Consider the following 15,447-nt stretch of genomic DNA (forward strand, 5'->3'; position numbering starts at 1 on the left):
AAATTGCAAGTAAATGCGCTCAATCAGGGTGTTTTGCGCCCTTTATTGCCGCAATCAGCCCTTTCTTGGCTTGGCCCGCAGAGTCGGATCGGCCTGCGTCGGATTTTCGGGCCACGGGTGTTTGGGATAGCGCCCGCGCATGTCTTTTCGCACGTCCTGATAGCTCGAGGCCCAAAAACTGGGGATGTCTGTCGTGGTTTGAACCGGGCGTCCGGCTGGCGACAGAAGCGTGATGCGCAGTGGCGTCGTGCCAATCATCGGATGGCGGGTCGTACCGAACATTTCTTGCAGACGCACGCTGATTTCAGGAGCTTCGCCGGCATAGTCTATCGGGGACTTGCGCCCCATTGGTGTCGTGAAATGGGCGGGGGCGTTGCTGTCAAGCAACGACATCTGTGCCCAATTCAGACGCGCGCGCAGGGCATCCAGCAGATCGAAGCGTTTCCAGTCTGCGGCGGTCTTGACGCCGGTCAGGTGTGGCAGCAGCCAATCCTCCATTCCTGCCATTAACGCGGCATCGGTCATGTCGGGCAAATCTGCACCGCCCGACCGCAGCAGTTCCACGCGCGCGATGAACCGGCGCGCCGCGTCCGAAGGGCGCAATCCCAACTCGCGCACCCCGTCCAACATGGCGCGCGCGACCGCCTCGTCCGGGGCGTCTTTCCACATACGGTCATCCAACACGACTGCGCCCAATTTTTCCTGCCGGCGCGCGACAACCCGCCCGTCACGTTTGGACCAAGCGCAATGCTCGATCCAAGTGATGTCGTTGTCAAACAGTTCGCGCAGCTCGCCTTCGCTGATCTGGATGGCTTGTCGTATCCGGGCCTCTCGGGGGTTGCCATCGGTATCAGTGACGACAATCAGACGGGTTCCGGCCAGCGGGTCGGTTTCGTCCATCACCGCCCCTTTGCCACCGGACAAGACAAATCGCGGCGCATCGCCGGGTCGGCGCAGTCCGATGCGATCAGGATAGGCAAGCGCGGCCATCTGGGGGTCGCTCAGGTGGCACTGAACTGGTTTGACCAACCCGCGCAGGCGCCGCGCCTCGGACCGGATACGCTCTATCACGCCGCGATTGGCCAAGATGGCGCGCCGCGCGGCAAAGCCTTTCGGATCACGGATCGCTTCAAGCCGTAGTGACAGATCGGTGGGTGCCGATCGGTGCAGAGGGTCGCGTTCCCCCCATAGCGCGGCATGCTCGGTGGCGTTTGGACCGGCTTTGGCCAGCATGTGGCCAAGCCGTGGGTGCATGGGCAGTCGGGCCAGTGTTCGACCATGCGGCGTGATACGCCCCTCGGCATCCAGCGCGCCAAGCGCATGCAGAAGCGATTGCGCCTCGGTCAACACACCCGCGTTCGGGGGCGTCAAAAAGGCCAGCCCGGTCCCATCGGGCGACCCCCAGGCCGCAAGTTCCAACGCCAACGGTGCAAGGTCGGCGGTTTCGATCTCGGCGGGCGGAAAGGGGGGAAGGGCGCCTTCTTCCCCTTTTGTCCACAACCGATAACAGACGCCCGGTGCCACGCGTCCCGCCCGCCCCCGGCGCTGTTCGGCTTCGGCCTTTGATACTCGCTCGGTGATCAGCCGTGACATGCCCGAGCCGGGGTCGAACCGGGCGCGGCGCGACTGGCCCGCGTCAACCACCACGCGGATGTCCTGAATGGTCAGAGATGTTTCTGCAATGGACGTGGCCAGCACGATCTTGCGCCCGGAAGTGGCCGGGGTGATCGCTGCGCGTTGTGCCGTGAAATCCATCGCGCCAAACAGCGTGTGAAGGTGGCAATCCTTTGGCAGGTCCGGGCGCAGGGCGGCCTCGGTCCGGCGAATTTCGCCTTCGCCCGGCAAAAACACCAGAACACCACCCTCGGTTTTGGCCAGCGCCTGCCGCACAGACGCTGCGGTGGCGTCGGGCAGTCGCGTGCTTTTGGGCAGAGGTCTGGGCAAATGGCGTGTTTCCACCGGAAAGGCCCGTCCGTCCGACCGCACGATGGGCGCGTTGTCCAGCAGATGCGCCACCGGCTCGGCATCCAATGTGGCCGACATCACGATGAGCTTCAGATCGTCGCGCAGCGCCTGCATCGCTTCCCATGTCAGCGCCAGTCCGAGATCGGCGTTCAGGGATCGTTCGTGAAATTCGTCAAAGATAACCGCGCCGATCCCGGTCAGTGACGGGTCGGATTGCAGCATCCGGGTCAGAATGCCTTCGGTGACAACTTCGATCCGGGTTGCCGCGCTTATCTTGACATCGCCGCGAATGCGATAGCCGACGGTCCGACCCACCTGCTCACCCAGCGTTTGCGACATGCGTTCGGCGGCGGCGCGGGCAGCCAGACGGCGCGGCTCCAGCATCACCAGCTTGCCTTCGAACACCCCCGCCTCCAGTAGCGCCAACGGCACCACGGTGGTTTTCCCGGCCCCCGGCGGAGCCATCAACACGGCGCGACCTTCGCGGCGAACGGCGTCAAGAAGGTCGGGTATGGCGTCGTGAATGGGCAGCGTGTCACTCATGCCCTCTTATCGACCGTCATGCACATATCGTCCAGATACAAGCTCCGGTGCTCTGGACAGAAAGCCCCGAGCGCGGCATGACTGTCCGAAAGTTGGAGGCAGCATGGACATTCACGATCTGGCAACACGGGTGCAGGCGGGCGAGAGGCGGGCCTTGGCGCGGGCCATCACCTTGGTTGAAAGCGGCCGCGCAGACCATCGTGCGCAGGCTGGCGCGTTGCTGGATGCGCTGGCCCCTTTGGGGCGACAGGCTCTGCGTATCGGTCTGTCAGGAACGCCGGGGGTGGGTAAATCCACCTTCATCGAAGCCTTTGGGATGTTCCTGATCGAACAAGGGCTAAAGGTTGCTGTTCTGGCTGTCGATCCAAGCTCGGCCCGGTCGGGCGGGTCCATCCTTGGCGACAAAACCCGAATGGAACGACTGAGCCGCCAGAAGAACGCTTTTATCCGCCCCTCGCCCTCGCAATCGCAACTGGGTGGTGTGGCGCGCCGGACGCGCGAAGCGGTGGCCCTGTGCGAAGCGGCCGGCTTTGACGTTGTGCTGATCGAAACCGTGGGCGTGGGGCAGTCGGAAACGATGGTGGCGGAAATGTCCGACCTGTTCCTCTTGTTGCTCGCCCCAGCGGGCGGGGACGAGTTGCAGGGCGTGAAACGCGGTATCATGGAGATCGCCGATCTTATTCTGGTCAACAAGGCCGATGGCGATTTGAAGCCGATGGCCATGCGCACCTGTGCAGACTATGCGGGCGCTTTGCGCCTGTTGCGCAAACGGGCCTATGACCCCCAGGGATTTCCCAAGGCGATGACGGTATCCGCAGTCACGCAGGACGGGCTGACAGACGCGTGGGAGACGATACAGACGCTGATCGCGTGGCGTCGCGAACATGGCCACTGGACCAGGCGGCGTGCGCATCAGGCGCGACATTGGTTTGAAGAGGATGTGCGCCACGGGCTTCTGTCTGTCCTTGATCAAAAGGACACGCGCGCGCGGATTGACACGCTGGGCGATCAGGTGGCCAATGGCCAGATCTCGGCCAGCCGTGCGGCGGCAGACATCCTTACACACCTGCGCCCGGTGCGCAAAATCTGACATACTGTCCGGCTTCTTCTGGCTCAAATATCCCGGGGTGAGCGGCTCTGCCGCGAGGGGCAGCGCCCCTTGAAACATCACCCCATCGGCAGCACCGACCAAACTGGGGACGCTGCTGCCACCAACGATGCCGGGGTTGATCAGCGCTAACAACTGGGTTAGCGTCCCCTTCAGAACATGAAGGAGAGATGCCGGATGCGAAATTTCAGGACCCTATATCAAGCGTAAGTCGCGGTCCTGATGGGCTGTCGTCAGCCCCGTCCATCACATCTCTATCCCCCAAGCGCACGGAGCGCCTTCATGTTTCGTTTCTTTGAAAACCTCGTAGATCCCTTTGCCCCGCATGACTTGGGCACGCCGCCCAAATCCCTTTGGCCGTTCTTCAAATCGCAATTTGGACCGTTCCGCAAGTGGATGATCTGGATGGCGCTGACCGGGGTTCTGGTCGCGTTGATTGAAACCGGGTTGATCTTCTACACCGGACGCATCGTGGACCTGATCAACCTGTCCACGCCGGAAAGTTTCTGGTCCACCAACGGTTTTGAACTTCTGCTGGCGGCAGTGTTCATCATCTTCCTCAGACCGCTGGCGATCACTCTGAACCGGTTTTTTCTGGAGCAGACGCTGGCAGGCAACATGCAGGAACAGGTGCGCTGGCGCGCGCACCGGCATCTTCTGGGGCAGTCGCTTGGCTTTTTTCAGAATGATTTTGCCGGGCGTTTGTCCAACCGCGTGATGCAGCTTGGCCCGGCGGTCGAGGACAGTACCTATATGTTTTTCGAAGGCATCTTCTATGCCACCACCTATGTGTTGAGCGCGATGGTGATCTTGGGGCAGGTCGACATGCGTTTGGCGCTGCCCCTGGGGATCTGGCTGGTGTTTTACGTGCTCTATGTGCGCTATATTGCCAAACGCGTATCGGTGGCGTCCGAGAAATGGTCCGATGCACGGTCGCTGGTCACGGGCCGGATCGTGGATGCCTATGCCAATATCGAAAGCGTGAAACTGTTCTCACAGGGCGCAGGCGAAGAGCGCTATGCGCTGTCCTCGCTGAAACGCTTGCGGCTGCGGTTTCAACGCTTCCTGCGCCTGATGACCGAACTGAGCTTTGGGTTGAACCTGCTGAACGGCTTGCTGATCGTGGGCGTATTGGGTGCGGCAGTCTGGCTTTGGACCCAAGGCGAAGTATCGGTGGGCGAGGTTGCCGCCGCCTCGGCGCTTGTTGTGCGGCTGAACGGGATGTCGGGTTGGATCATGTGGGTCACGATCCGGTTGTTTGAGCATATGGGTGTGATCCGCGAAGGCCTGCGGTCCATCGCCGTGGCGCATGAGTTGAAGGACGCCAAGGGTGCCAAGGACCTAGTGATCAAGGATGGCGAAATAACTTTCGGCGGGCTGACGCATCACTATGGCAAAGGCTCTGGAGGGCTGGACAACGTGTCATTGACCGTGCGCCCTGGCGAGAAAGTCGGACTGGTCGGACGCTCAGGTGCGGGCAAGTCCAGCCTTGTGAACCTGCTGATGCGGTTTCGTGATCCCGAGGGCGGACATATCCTGATTGACGGGCAGGATGTGTCCGGGGTGACGCAGGACAGTTTGCGCGCGCAGATCGGCATGGTGACGCAGGACAGCAGTCTTCTGCACCGTTCTGTGCGGGCCAACATCCTTTATGGTCGCCCTGACGCGACAGAGGACCAGATGATCGCCGCAGCCGAGCGCGCTGAGGCGCATGAGTTCATCCAGACGTTGGAAGACCCGCAAGGTCGCCTTGGCTATGACGCCCATGTCGGGGAACGCGGCGTGAAACTGTCGGGCGGGCAGCGTCAGCGGGTCGCCATTGCGCGGGTCATGCTGAAGGATGCCCCGATCCTTGTGTTGGATGAGGCGACATCGGCGCTGGACAGTGAAGTCGAGGCCGCGATCCAGAAAACGCTTTACGGCATGATGGAGGGCAAGACAGTGATTGCCATCGCGCACCGGCTGTCCACCATCGCCCAGATGGACCGGATTGTCGTGTTGGACGAGGGTCGTATCATCGAAAGCGGCAGCCATGATGAGCTTTTGGCCGCAGGCGGCACCTATGCGGGATTGTGGGACCGGCAGTCGGGCGGGTTTCTGGGTGAGGATTGAGGCAGGCGCCTTCGACGGCTCACGATGTGAGCCCTGGAGGGGCGTTGCCCCTCTGCGCTGCGCGCATTCACCCCAGGATATTTCAGGCCAGAAGAAACAGTTGAGTATGCGTTTGTTTGGGGTGGTGGAAATTCCTGTCGGAACCGGGGCACGACTCACTTGACGCGCCGGGGGAAGGGGTCTAATTACCGCGGACGGAATTCGGGGCGCTGCCAATGCGGCGCCCGTTTGTATTGACCGGCTGGACGTGAGCGGTGCGAGGGCGTGCCGAGTAACTCACCAATCTGGCCCGAGAGAGCAAGGAAAAGACCATGTCGCGCGTTTGCGAACTGACCGGAAAAGGCCCGATGACTGGCAACAATGTCAGCCACGCCAAAAACAGAACCCGCCGCCGGTTTCTGCCAAACCTGAACGATGTGACGTTGCAGTCGGAAGCACTTGGCCGCGGGTTCAAGTTGCGCATTTCGGCCGCTGCGCTGCGTTCGGTAGATCACCGTGGTGGTCTGGATGCGTATTTGACCAAAGCCAAGGACGTTGAACTGTCGGCCAACGCGCTGAAGATCAAGAAAGAAGTCACGAAGGCATTGGCGACCGCCTAAGCCCGCCCGCGCCCCGGACTGTCCGGTTTGAAACCGCCCAAGCCTTACCGCTTCGGGCGGTTTTCGTATGTCGGGACCTGTTACGTTTTGTCGCTTGTGCCGGTGTGAAAGACAGCTTAGCTCTGCCCATATGATCCGTGTTGTCTTTGCATATGGCTTGGCCTTGGCGCTGACGGTTGCCAGCTTTTCGCTGGCCTATGCACGCGGCGGCAGCCCAGATATGGACAAGGCAATCGAATTGGTGATTTGCACCGGCGTCGGTATGGTCACGATGACCATCGGTCCGGATGGTGAACCCGTCGAATCGATATATCTCTGCCCGGATGGGGCACAGATGTTTGCCGCAGCCTTTGCTTTTCCGGTCGTTCACATGCCCGAGGCGCGATTGATCAACCGGATCACGCCGATGAACAGTGCATCCTTTCTGGGGCGCCCATCGCTGACGCCATCTGCCCGAGGTCCCCCGGCGCTGATCTGAGTTCATATTTCAGATCAACACTATGTTGGACCAAAGGAAAGAAACCATGTTCCATATGAAAACCGTTTTTGCCGCCACAGCGGCTGCCCTGTTTGCTTTGCCTGCTTTCGCAGAAAATGAGATCATGATTGCAGATGCCTATGCGCGCGCTTCGGGTATGAACGCCATGGCAGGTGCCGCATTTTTTCAGATCATGAACCATGGCGATGAAGATGATCGCCTGATCGCTGTCAAATCGGATGTGGCCAAACGGGTCGAATTGCACACCCACAAGGAAACCGCCGAAGGCGTCATGCAGATGATGGAGGTTGAAGAGGGCTTTCCCGTCGCCGCAGGAGGTATACACGCGCTTGAACGCGGTGGAGACCACGTGATGTTCATGGGGTTGAACCAGCCGTTCGAGGATGGATCAACCATCAACGTCACGCTCGTGTTTGAGAAAGCCGGCGAAATGACCATCGAAATTCCAGTCGACCTGAAACGCAATCCAATGGGAGGCGGAATGATGAATGGCAAGATGAATGGTGGTCAGATGAAACAGGATGCCACACCGTCGAACTGATGCATCTGGGTAGGGGCTTCCCTTCGCGCACCATTAATATGGGCAAGGCCCGCAGGACCGCACCTTGGCTGGTGCCGTCATTTGTTTATGGCGCACCAAGTATTTCGGAGACCCATCGCGGCACAATCTCGGTGGCCGGGCCAAAATGCGCGCTATCAAAGGTGCCGGCGGTGGTGGACGGCTCCAGATTAAGCTCCAAAGTTTTGGTGCCCACAGCATGTGCCTCGGCCACAAACCCTGCCGCAGGGTAGATATTGCCGGACGTGCCAATGGCGACAAACAGATCGGCGTTCGACAGGGCTTGGTAAATCTCGTCCATGCGATACGGCATCTCGCCAAACCAGACGATGTCGGGGCGGGTTGCCGTTCTGTTGCAGGAGGGACAAAGATCGTTGGGTGACATTTCTTGTGGCGCCGTCCAACGGTGGTCGCAGGCGGCACAGAGCGCGCCTGACAATTCGCCATGCATGTGGATCACCCCTGTGGTACCGCTGCGTTCGTGCAGGTCATCCACATTCTGGGTGATGATGGTCACTCGGTCCGAATGCTCTGCCTGAAGGCGTGCGAGCGCCGCGTGCGCGGCGTTCGGTTGCGCACTTCGGCAATTGGTGCGGCGCGCATTGTAAAATTCGTGAACAAGGTCGGGGTTGCGCGCAAATCCTTCCGGGGTTGCCACCTCGTTCAGATCATATTTGGTCCATAACCCATCTTTGTCGCGAAATGTGCCCAACCCGCTTTCGGCGGAAATGCCTGCACCGGTCAGGATGACGATATGGTTCATTTGAAACCCCCGTAAATGTCCATGGCTTTCTGGAGCAAATCCAGCAGAGCGGCCACTTGCAGTGGGTCTTCGGCGGAGATTTCCCGTTCGGCTGCGAAATTCGCCACGCGTTGGTCGCCACGGGCGACGGCTTCGACATCGCACCAGCCAAAGGCGATTTGCACCGGCGCAAGCGGCAGGGACCCGGCTTGAAGGGCCGCGCGCCCGCCCGCGACGGTCAGTGAAAATGGCGCATCATCCAGCAAGATCTCGGCCCGGATATCGTCAAGCGGACCGGCGGCGCGTTCGATGGCACCGGCGAGGATCACGGCGCGATGAGAGACACCTTCAGGATCGGTTGGGTTATCGGGCTTTGGCTGGTTGCGGCCAAACCGGGCGAGTTCGAACAGGATGCCGCGGGTCGAAAAGCCGTGTTCGGTCAGGGTGTAGAGACGGTGTGATTTGGCAATCAAGCCAGCGTCGCACAGCTCGGACAGGCGCGCAGACAGCATGTTGGAGGCAATGCCGGGCAACCCCGCTTTGATCTGCGCGAAACTGGCCGGGCCTGCATGTAGTTCGCGCAGCACATGGATGGCCCAGCGATTTCCCAACAAGTCGAGCGACCGCGAAATCGGGCAGGACATGGTATAAGGTTTCACGCGTGACATGGCGCGGTTTTGACGGCCTTGCCAATGGTTTGCAAGGGGACAAGCGACGGATGGGCGAAGCCATGCCCGTTTGCCCCGCTACGCTGATGACTTGACGAGACCCCCCTGCGGTGAGACCCTGGCTTATGCCTTTGAAACGACCGATCCAGCCGATGCCGCCGGATATTCAAGTGCGGCTTCAGGCCCATGGGGTGCGTGCCGCGTATGACGTGCGACCATCATATCAACGCAATGACTACCTGGCTTGGATCGCGCGTGCCAAGCGACCTGAAACCCGCGAGAAACGAGTGGTTCAGATGCTAGAGGAGCTTGAAGGCGGAACGCGCTACATGAAGATGAAATGGCGCGCGTGAGGCGTGGTGACAGTAGGCCCAGTGGCGGCTAGAAGAGACCATGACTTATCGCATCCTGTTTGTCTGCCTAGGCAATATCTGCCGATCCCCCACGGCCGAAGCCGTGTTGCGCACGATTGCGGCCGAGCATCCTTCGTTGAGCTTGCATGTTGACAGTGCCGGCACCTCGGATTGGCATGTCGGCGATCCGCCCTATGGCCCGATGCAGGATGCCGCACGGACGAGAGGCTACGATCTTTCATCGTTGCGGGCGCGTCAGTTTGTGGCCGAAGATTTCACACGCTTTGACCTGATTGTCGCGATGGATGAAAGCAACCAGGAAAACATCAAGAGAATGCAGCCCAAAGGGTCAAAGACACGGGTGGAACTGTTCACTGATTTTGCCCCTGACACCGGAATGGACCACATACCTGACCCTTACTATACCCGAAACTTTGAAGAGACATTGGACCTTGTCGAAGCTGCGTCGCGTGGCCTGATCGCGGAGTTGGCGCGGTAACGGACTAGCGGCAGTAAGATGTTACTGTCAGGCCAAATTCCTTGTATTTTTTCCAGAACCGTTCGTCAGAGTTGCGGTCTGATTGGCGGAGCGCCTGACTTCTGTGAGGGTCTTTGAAGAACTTGGCAACTTTGGCACGCTCGGTGTTCGTCAGCATTGAATCGGCGACGTTCTGAATGCACCCACACAACGCGCGCGAGGCTGCGGCGCGATTTGCGCTCAGGCATGCCCGTTCAATAGACCCACCGGCAAACGCCGCTTGGCTGGGAAGTATGGCGGATATTAGCGCGAATGAGAGAAGAACCTGTTTCATCGCTGTCCTCGTCGAAATCTGCCTCGGGATACGCAGGTCTTTGGTGCCTGGTTTCGGTGCATAATACACTTTTCAGTGACGGGATGCAATTTCCTGTGCGCTTCAAAGCCGCGTGATCTTGACCTTTGGCAGCAAAGCGCGCAGGTCGCTGTCGCGGCAAAGCTCGGTCGCAGGGCTCATCACGGCGGCGCTGGCTGCGGCAGTGCCGTGGCGCAGGGCATCCGGCCAGTCTGCCCCTGTCGCGCGGGCCATGGTGAACACCCCGACAAAGCTGTCACCCGCCCCGACCTTGCTGACAACCGGCACCGGTGGGGTGACGGCATGCAGCACAGTGTTTTCGGCCGCAAGTATCGACCCCTCCGCGCCAAGTGCAAGGATCACGGAACCCGCGAAGCCCTTGTCAACCACAGCACGGGCAAACCCGGCCACATCTTGCAGAGATGAAAATGACCGTCCTGCCAGCGCCTCGCTTTCCGCGCCATCAAGCCTGAGGATATCCGGCGCTGCTCCATCTTCCGTGGTCTGAACTGTCAGTGCGGCACCGGAGGTATCGAGCGTCAGAATGGCCTCTTTGCTGCGTGTGATTTCTGCCAAGGTCTTGGAAAATCCAACGGGCACGCCAGGCGGTTGCGAGCCGGACAAGACAACGTGCATACCCGGTGCAATGACCTGTTGGAGTTGTTCGGTGAGGGCCGCCAGATCGTTGTCCGTCCAGACCGGTCCGGGCATCACAAAGCGATATTGTGTGCCTGCCTTCCGATCGCTGACCGCGAGCGACAGGCGGGTTTCTCCGGGCAGTGAAAAGGCGATGGTGGGAACGCCTTCGTCCTTCAGCAGGGCTGCCATCTGCTGCCCGCGAAACCCGGCCAGTGCAACAAGGGCGGTGGCAGCGCCGCCCGTGCGACAGATGGCGCGGGCAACATTGATACCTCCTCCACCCGGATCCAGAACCGGAGCGTCGCACCGCAGCTTCTCGTCCGCGCGCACCGCATCGACGGCAGTGGACATGTCCAGCGCCGGGTTCAGGGTGATCGTCAAAATGTCGGCAACAGGATGGGGCATGGCGTCCGCAGCATGTGAATCATGATGCCAGACTAGGCGGTCAGGGAAGGCGCGGCAACGCCCTCCCCGCTGATCTTATGCGGCGCGGGCCTTGATGGTTTTGGCTACCACGTCCTGCGCGACAGCGGCGGGGCTGACGCCTTGTTTCTCGGCTTCGGACAGAATGGCCTCCATCGTGTCATCCAGCGCGACGAGTTTCTTGGCGACCCATTCGACACGACCTTCGATTTGCAGCACTTCGGTGGCGACATTGATGATTCCACCGCCATTTGCCACGAAATCCGGGGCGTAGAGGATACCCCGCTGGGCCAACAGGTCCGCGTCGGAAGGCTTGGCCAACTGATTGTTGGCACCGCCCGCGACGGCTTTCACCTTGAGCTGCGATATGGTGTCTTCATTCAGAATGCCACCGATTGCACAGGGTGCGAAAATGTCTGCTTGGACGGCGTAGATATCATCCAACCCGACCGCTTGCGCGGCGAATGTTTCGGTCGCCGCAGTAACGCGCGCTGCGTCGATATCGGTGACAATCAGCTTGGCTCCGGCTTCGGTCAGTAATTCACACAAGTTCCACCCGACATTGCCAAGCCCCTGCACCGACACAATGCGCCCGGTCAGATCAGCATCGCCGAATTGGTGAAGCGCGACGCGGCGCACGGCGTTGAAGATCCCGCGCGCGGTGATGGGTGACGGGTCGCCCGAGGCAAAATCCCCATCCGACAAACCAGCCACAAAGCGTGTCACTTTCGCCAGTTCGGCCATGTCTGCCGGGCTCATGCCCATATCTTCCGCGGTCCAATACCGCCCCTCGCAGGCCTCGACCGCGCGGCCAAACGCGTGCAGCAGGGCCGGGGTCTTCAATGTTGCGGGATCACCGATGATCACGGCTTTGCCGCCACCCAACCGTAAACCGGCGGCGGCGTTCTTATAGGTCATACCTTCAGACAGGCGCAGCGCATCGGTCAGCGCGGCTTCTTCCCTGGCATAGGGGCGCATCCGCAGGCCACCGGCAGCGGGGCCAAGCACCGTAGAATGAATGGCGATAAAGCCGATCAGCCCGCAGGCGGCATCCTCGACGCGGTAAACTTCTTCGTGGGTGGCCGAAGCCACTTGCGTGATGTTCATGAGATCCTCCCGATTTGTCGCGAATTTACCGAAGAGCAGGGGGTGAAAATCACCAAAAATCTGCGTGAAATATCACATTGTTGGTGATATAGGTCGTATAGACAGACAATCACGAGATTTTTCTTATGGACGCCATTGACCGCCGCATCATCGCAGCCCTTCAGGAAAACGGCCGTCAGAAGCTGGGCGAGCTTGCTGATTCTGTCGGCCTGTCGCCCACGCCCTGCGCCCGCCGCATCGCCGCACTGGAAGACGCGGGCGTCATCACAGGCTATGGTGCACGGGTGGATCAGGCGAAGCTGGGCCTGCCGGTCTCGGTCTTCATCTCGGTCGAGTTGGAAAGCCAGAACCGCGACGCCCTGACGGTGTTCGAACGCGCCGTGTCGCGCATGGAAGAGGTGATGGAATGCCACTTGATGAGCGGCAACCGCGACATCATCCTGCGCGTCGTCGTCGCCAACCTGACCGCGTTTGATGAATTCATGGAACACCGCCTGATGCGCGTCGAGGGGATCCGGCGCATGCGGTCGAGCTTTACGCTAAGGACGATGGTGCGAAGGAATGTGTTGCCGGTGGGGTAGGGGGTCGTGATACACTGTTCTTCGTCTTGGAAAGCAGTTTGGAGGCTTGCATAGGACGCCATTCATGGCAAAGCCTACGTCGTCACCTGGCCTGAGCTGGACATAGGCTGGTTATGGTTATCTGGATTCACCGCTTGGATGATGACATGTCATTACTGGCGAAAATTCTAACCGGTTTGGAAAAACGATCTGAGTCCGAAAACAATGGCAACCACGATCAGTGCCAACAACCCTTGTATAAAGCGAAATTCCCAAACGGTTAACTTTTCTAAGATTGCTTCAGTATTCAAACGTCTGTTCAGTGCTTCCCGATAGAGAGCAGGGTCGAAAACCGTTTATACTTCTCCCGACTGCACATAAATCTCTCTCTCCAAGGTTTCAAAATGTGCACGAAGTTGATTGCAATCCGAAAGATGCGAAGTGGTTTTCGGGTCTAACTCGGCTAACTGCTCTTTTAGATTTCGCCTGTTGTTTTCAATGGCTTCAATCTCGTCTTCTACATTCATGTTCGAAACCTCTAGCTCGTGTAGTGTCGAGCCTAACTCAACGGTGCTTGACCGTCCCTCAAATCCCTATAATACGCTGCACTATGACCGACCTGAAACACATCCGCAATTTCTCGATCGTGGCCCATATCGACCACGGGAAATCCACGCTTGCCGACCGTCTGATCCAAGAGACGAACACCGTGTCCTTGCGGGATATGAAAGAGCAGATGCTCGACAGTATGGATATCGAGCGGGAACGCGGGATCACTATCAAGGCGAACACCGTTCGGATTTCATACACCGCCGACGATGGCGAGACGTATGTTCTGAACCTGATCGACACGCCCGGCCACGTGGATTTCGCCTATGAGGTCAGCCGCTCGATGCGCGCCGTTGAGGGGTCTTTGCTCGTCGTGGACTCGACCCAAGGGGTTGAGGCGCAGACGCTGGCCAATGTGTATCAGGCCATTGACGCGGATCACGAGATTGTGCCGATCCTGAACAAGATCGACCTGCCTGCGTCTGACTGTGACCGGGTGGCGGAACAGATCGAGGATGTGATCGGTATCGACGCGTCCGGCGCCATTCAGGTGTCCGCCAAGACCGGGCAGGGCATCCACGAAACGCTGGAAGCTATTGTCCAGCACCTGCCCGCCCCACAGGGCAATGCCGACGCGCCGCTGAAGGCGATGCTGGTGGACAGCTGGTATGATTCATATCTGGGCGTCATCGTCCTGATCCGGGTGATTGACGGCAAGCTGAAAAAGGGCGAGCGGATCCGCATGCTGTCGACCAATGCTGTCTATCCGGTGGACCGGATCGGTGTGTTCACCCCGCAGATGGTCCCGATTGACGAACTGGGGCCGGGCGAGATCGGCTTTTTGACCGCCTCGATCAAGCAGGTGCGCGACACGCGGGTGGGCGACACGATCACGCACGAAAAGAAGGGGACCGACAAGGCGCTGCCGGGGTTCAAACCTTCGCAACCCGTGGTGTTCTGTGGCCTGTTCCCGGTGGACACGGCAGAATTCGAAGACCTGCGCGACAGCATCGAAAAGCTCGCGCTGAACGATGCGTCTTTCAGCTATGAGATGGAGACCTCGGCAGCACTTGGCTTTGGTTTCCGCTGTGGCTTCCTTGGCCTGCTGCACCTTGAGGTGATCCGCGACCGGATCGAGCGTGAGTATGACATTGATCTGATCACCACCGCGCCCAGCGTGATCTATCACATTTATATGCGCGACGGCACGATGCACGAGTTGCACAACCCCGCCGACATGCCCGACCTGTCAACGGTCGATCACCTGGAAGAGCCGCGCATCAAGGCGACGATCCTTGTGCCCGATGAATATCTGGGCGACGTGCTGAAACTGTGCCAGGACCGGCGCGGTATCCAGCTTGACCTGACCTATGCCGGGTCGCGCGCGATGGTTGTCTATGACCTCCCGCTGAATGAAGTTGTGTTCGACTTCTATGATCGCCTGAAATCCGTAACAAAGGGTTACGCGAGCTTCGATTATCAAATGCTGGGCTATCGCGAGGACAATCTGGTCAAGATGTCGATCCTTGTGAATGACGAACCCGTCGATGCGCTGTCCACCATGGTTCACCGTGACCGCGCCGAGACGCGTGGCCGCGCCATGGTTGAAAAACTGAAAGACCTGATCCCCCGCCACATGTTCAAAATCCCGATCCAGGCGGCGATTGGCGGCAAGGTCATCGCGCGCGAGACGCTGTCCGCCCTGCGCAAAGACGTGACCGCGAAATGCTATGGCGGCGACGCGACCCGGAAGAAGAAACTGCTGGAGAAGCAGAAGGCCGGTAAAAAGAAAATGCGCCAATTCGGGAAAGTGGACATTCCGCAAGAAGCGTTTATCAGCGCGCTAAAGATGGACGATTGAGAATGAAAATGGCCGCGTAAGCGGCCTTTTTCATTCAGTGCGCGGCAGCAAATTGCGAAGCAAATCGCGTGCGCACCCCCAACTTGCTCTACTATAAGTCGTTTAATTAGAAGATCTTACGTGCGTTTCATTGGTATATTTGTGTTCAATTCGACCGGTTGCTTGTCCAATCCATACAAAGCTTTGTCGAATAGACTCCTGACGACAGGTTCACCGCTTCAGCTGCATGCTGCCTACTTTACGCGTAGCAAGATATGCGGCGCGGGATGCGTCGAATGCCATATGTGAGTATTGTATAATTTTTAACATACTGAAATAAAAGTATTATTT

At 59.2% G+C, this 15,447-nt stretch carries 15 protein-coding genes; 9 read left to right on the forward strand and 6 right to left on the reverse strand.

What is annotated here, in order from left to right; translation table 11 throughout:
• Positions 1-54: 54 nt before the first annotated feature.
• Positions 55-2,508 carry an ATP-dependent helicase HrpB gene (hrpB, locus tag BMY55_RS03755; protein ID WP_091428404.1) on the reverse strand — a complete coding sequence of 818 codons (2,454 nt, stop codon included), beginning with the start codon at positions 2,506-2,508 and terminating at the stop codon, positions 55-57.
• Positions 2,509-2,611: 103 nt separating this feature from the next.
• On the opposite strand from hrpB, the gene meaB reads away from it, so the two are divergent.
• The 5 genes from meaB to BMY55_RS03780 all read left to right on the forward strand — a co-directional run bounded on the left by meaB (position 2,612) and on the right by BMY55_RS03780 (position 7,367).
• Complete coding sequence (gene meaB / locus BMY55_RS03760; RefSeq protein WP_091428407.1) at positions 2,612-3,598, forward strand: methylmalonyl Co-A mutase-associated GTPase MeaB; 987 nt, start codon at positions 2,612-2,614, stop codon at positions 3,596-3,598.
• 300 nt (positions 3,599-3,898) lie between these two features.
• A complete protein-coding gene (locus BMY55_RS03765) occupies positions 3,899-5,728 on the forward strand; it encodes an ABC transporter ATP-binding protein (RefSeq protein WP_091428410.1) in 1,830 nt (609 codons plus the stop codon).
• 311 nt (positions 5,729-6,039) lie between these two features.
• Entirely contained in the window at positions 6,040-6,327 is a 288-nt protein-coding gene (rpmB, locus tag BMY55_RS03770; protein WP_091428412.1) for a 50S ribosomal protein L28, read from the forward strand.
• A 130-nt stretch (positions 6,328-6,457) separates the two neighbouring features.
• The gene (locus tag BMY55_RS03775) at positions 6,458-6,805 is read left to right on the forward strand and encodes a hypothetical protein (protein ID WP_091428415.1); all 348 of its coding nucleotides are present in this window, start codon (positions 6,458-6,460) and stop codon (positions 6,803-6,805) included.
• Positions 6,806-6,851: 46 nt separating this feature from the next.
• A complete protein-coding gene (locus tag BMY55_RS03780) occupies positions 6,852-7,367 on the forward strand; it encodes a copper chaperone PCu(A)C (RefSeq protein ID WP_245744643.1) in 516 nt (171 codons plus the stop codon).
• 85 nt (positions 7,368-7,452) lie between these two features.
• Here the strand turns inward: BMY55_RS03780 and BMY55_RS03785 are convergent, their stop codons facing one another.
• Both BMY55_RS03785 and BMY55_RS03790 read right to left on the reverse strand, forming a co-directional pair.
• The gene (locus BMY55_RS03785; RefSeq protein WP_091428418.1) at positions 7,453-8,148 is read right to left on the reverse strand and encodes an NAD-dependent deacylase; all 696 of its coding nucleotides are present in this window, start codon (positions 8,146-8,148) and stop codon (positions 7,453-7,455) included.
• Positions 8,145-8,795, reverse strand: coding sequence for a winged helix-turn-helix transcriptional regulator (locus BMY55_RS03790; protein WP_091428420.1), 651 nt, complete (start codon positions 8,793-8,795; stop codon positions 8,145-8,147). The genes BMY55_RS03785 and BMY55_RS03790 overlap by 4 nt, the downstream gene beginning before the upstream one ends.
• A gap of 125 nt (positions 8,796-8,920) precedes the next feature.
• Between BMY55_RS03790 and BMY55_RS03795 the strand changes: the two genes are divergently transcribed.
• Together BMY55_RS03795 and BMY55_RS03800 are read left to right on the forward strand one after the other, a co-directional pair.
• The gene (locus tag BMY55_RS03795; RefSeq protein ID WP_091428422.1) at positions 8,921-9,148 is read left to right on the forward strand and encodes a YdeI/OmpD-associated family protein; all 228 of its coding nucleotides are present in this window, start codon (positions 8,921-8,923) and stop codon (positions 9,146-9,148) included.
• Between the two features lie 40 nt (positions 9,149-9,188).
• Positions 9,189-9,647, forward strand: coding sequence for a low molecular weight protein-tyrosine-phosphatase (locus BMY55_RS03800; RefSeq protein WP_091428423.1), 459 nt, complete (start codon positions 9,189-9,191; stop codon positions 9,645-9,647).
• A 415-nt stretch (positions 9,648-10,062) separates the two neighbouring features.
• Here the strand turns inward: BMY55_RS03800 and BMY55_RS03810 are convergent, their stop codons facing one another.
• Positions 10,063-11,022: a 1-phosphofructokinase family hexose kinase gene (locus BMY55_RS03810; protein ID WP_091428427.1), complete on the reverse strand. Its 960-nt coding sequence runs from the start codon at positions 11,020-11,022 to the stop codon at positions 10,063-10,065.
• Between the two features lie 75 nt (positions 11,023-11,097).
• Complete coding sequence (locus BMY55_RS03815; protein WP_091428428.1) at positions 11,098-12,147, reverse strand: Glu/Leu/Phe/Val family dehydrogenase; 1,050 nt, start codon at positions 12,145-12,147, stop codon at positions 11,098-11,100.
• Positions 12,148-12,272: 125 nt separating this feature from the next.
• Between BMY55_RS03815 and BMY55_RS03820 the strand changes: the two genes are divergently transcribed.
• A complete protein-coding gene (locus BMY55_RS03820; RefSeq protein ID WP_091428430.1) occupies positions 12,273-12,728 on the forward strand; it encodes an Lrp/AsnC family transcriptional regulator in 456 nt (151 codons plus the stop codon).
• A 335-nt stretch (positions 12,729-13,063) separates the two neighbouring features.
• Here BMY55_RS03820 and BMY55_RS16875 read toward each other — a convergent pair whose 3' ends face one another.
• Positions 13,064-13,234: a hypothetical protein gene (locus tag BMY55_RS16875; RefSeq protein WP_177179282.1), complete on the reverse strand. Its 171-nt coding sequence runs from the start codon at positions 13,232-13,234 to the stop codon at positions 13,064-13,066.
• Between the two features lie 83 nt (positions 13,235-13,317).
• On the opposite strand from BMY55_RS16875, the gene lepA reads away from it, so the two are divergent.
• On the forward strand, positions 13,318-15,117 hold the full coding sequence (gene lepA, locus BMY55_RS03825; protein WP_091428432.1) for a translation elongation factor 4: 1,800 nt from the start codon (positions 13,318-13,320) through the stop codon (positions 15,115-15,117).
• Positions 15,118-15,447 lie beyond the last annotated feature (330 nt).

The sequence above is a fragment of the Aliiroseovarius sediminilitoris genome, assembly GCF_900109955.1.
In the GTDB taxonomy this organism is placed as follows: domain Bacteria; phylum Pseudomonadota; class Alphaproteobacteria; order Rhodobacterales; family Rhodobacteraceae; genus Aliiroseovarius; species Aliiroseovarius sediminilitoris.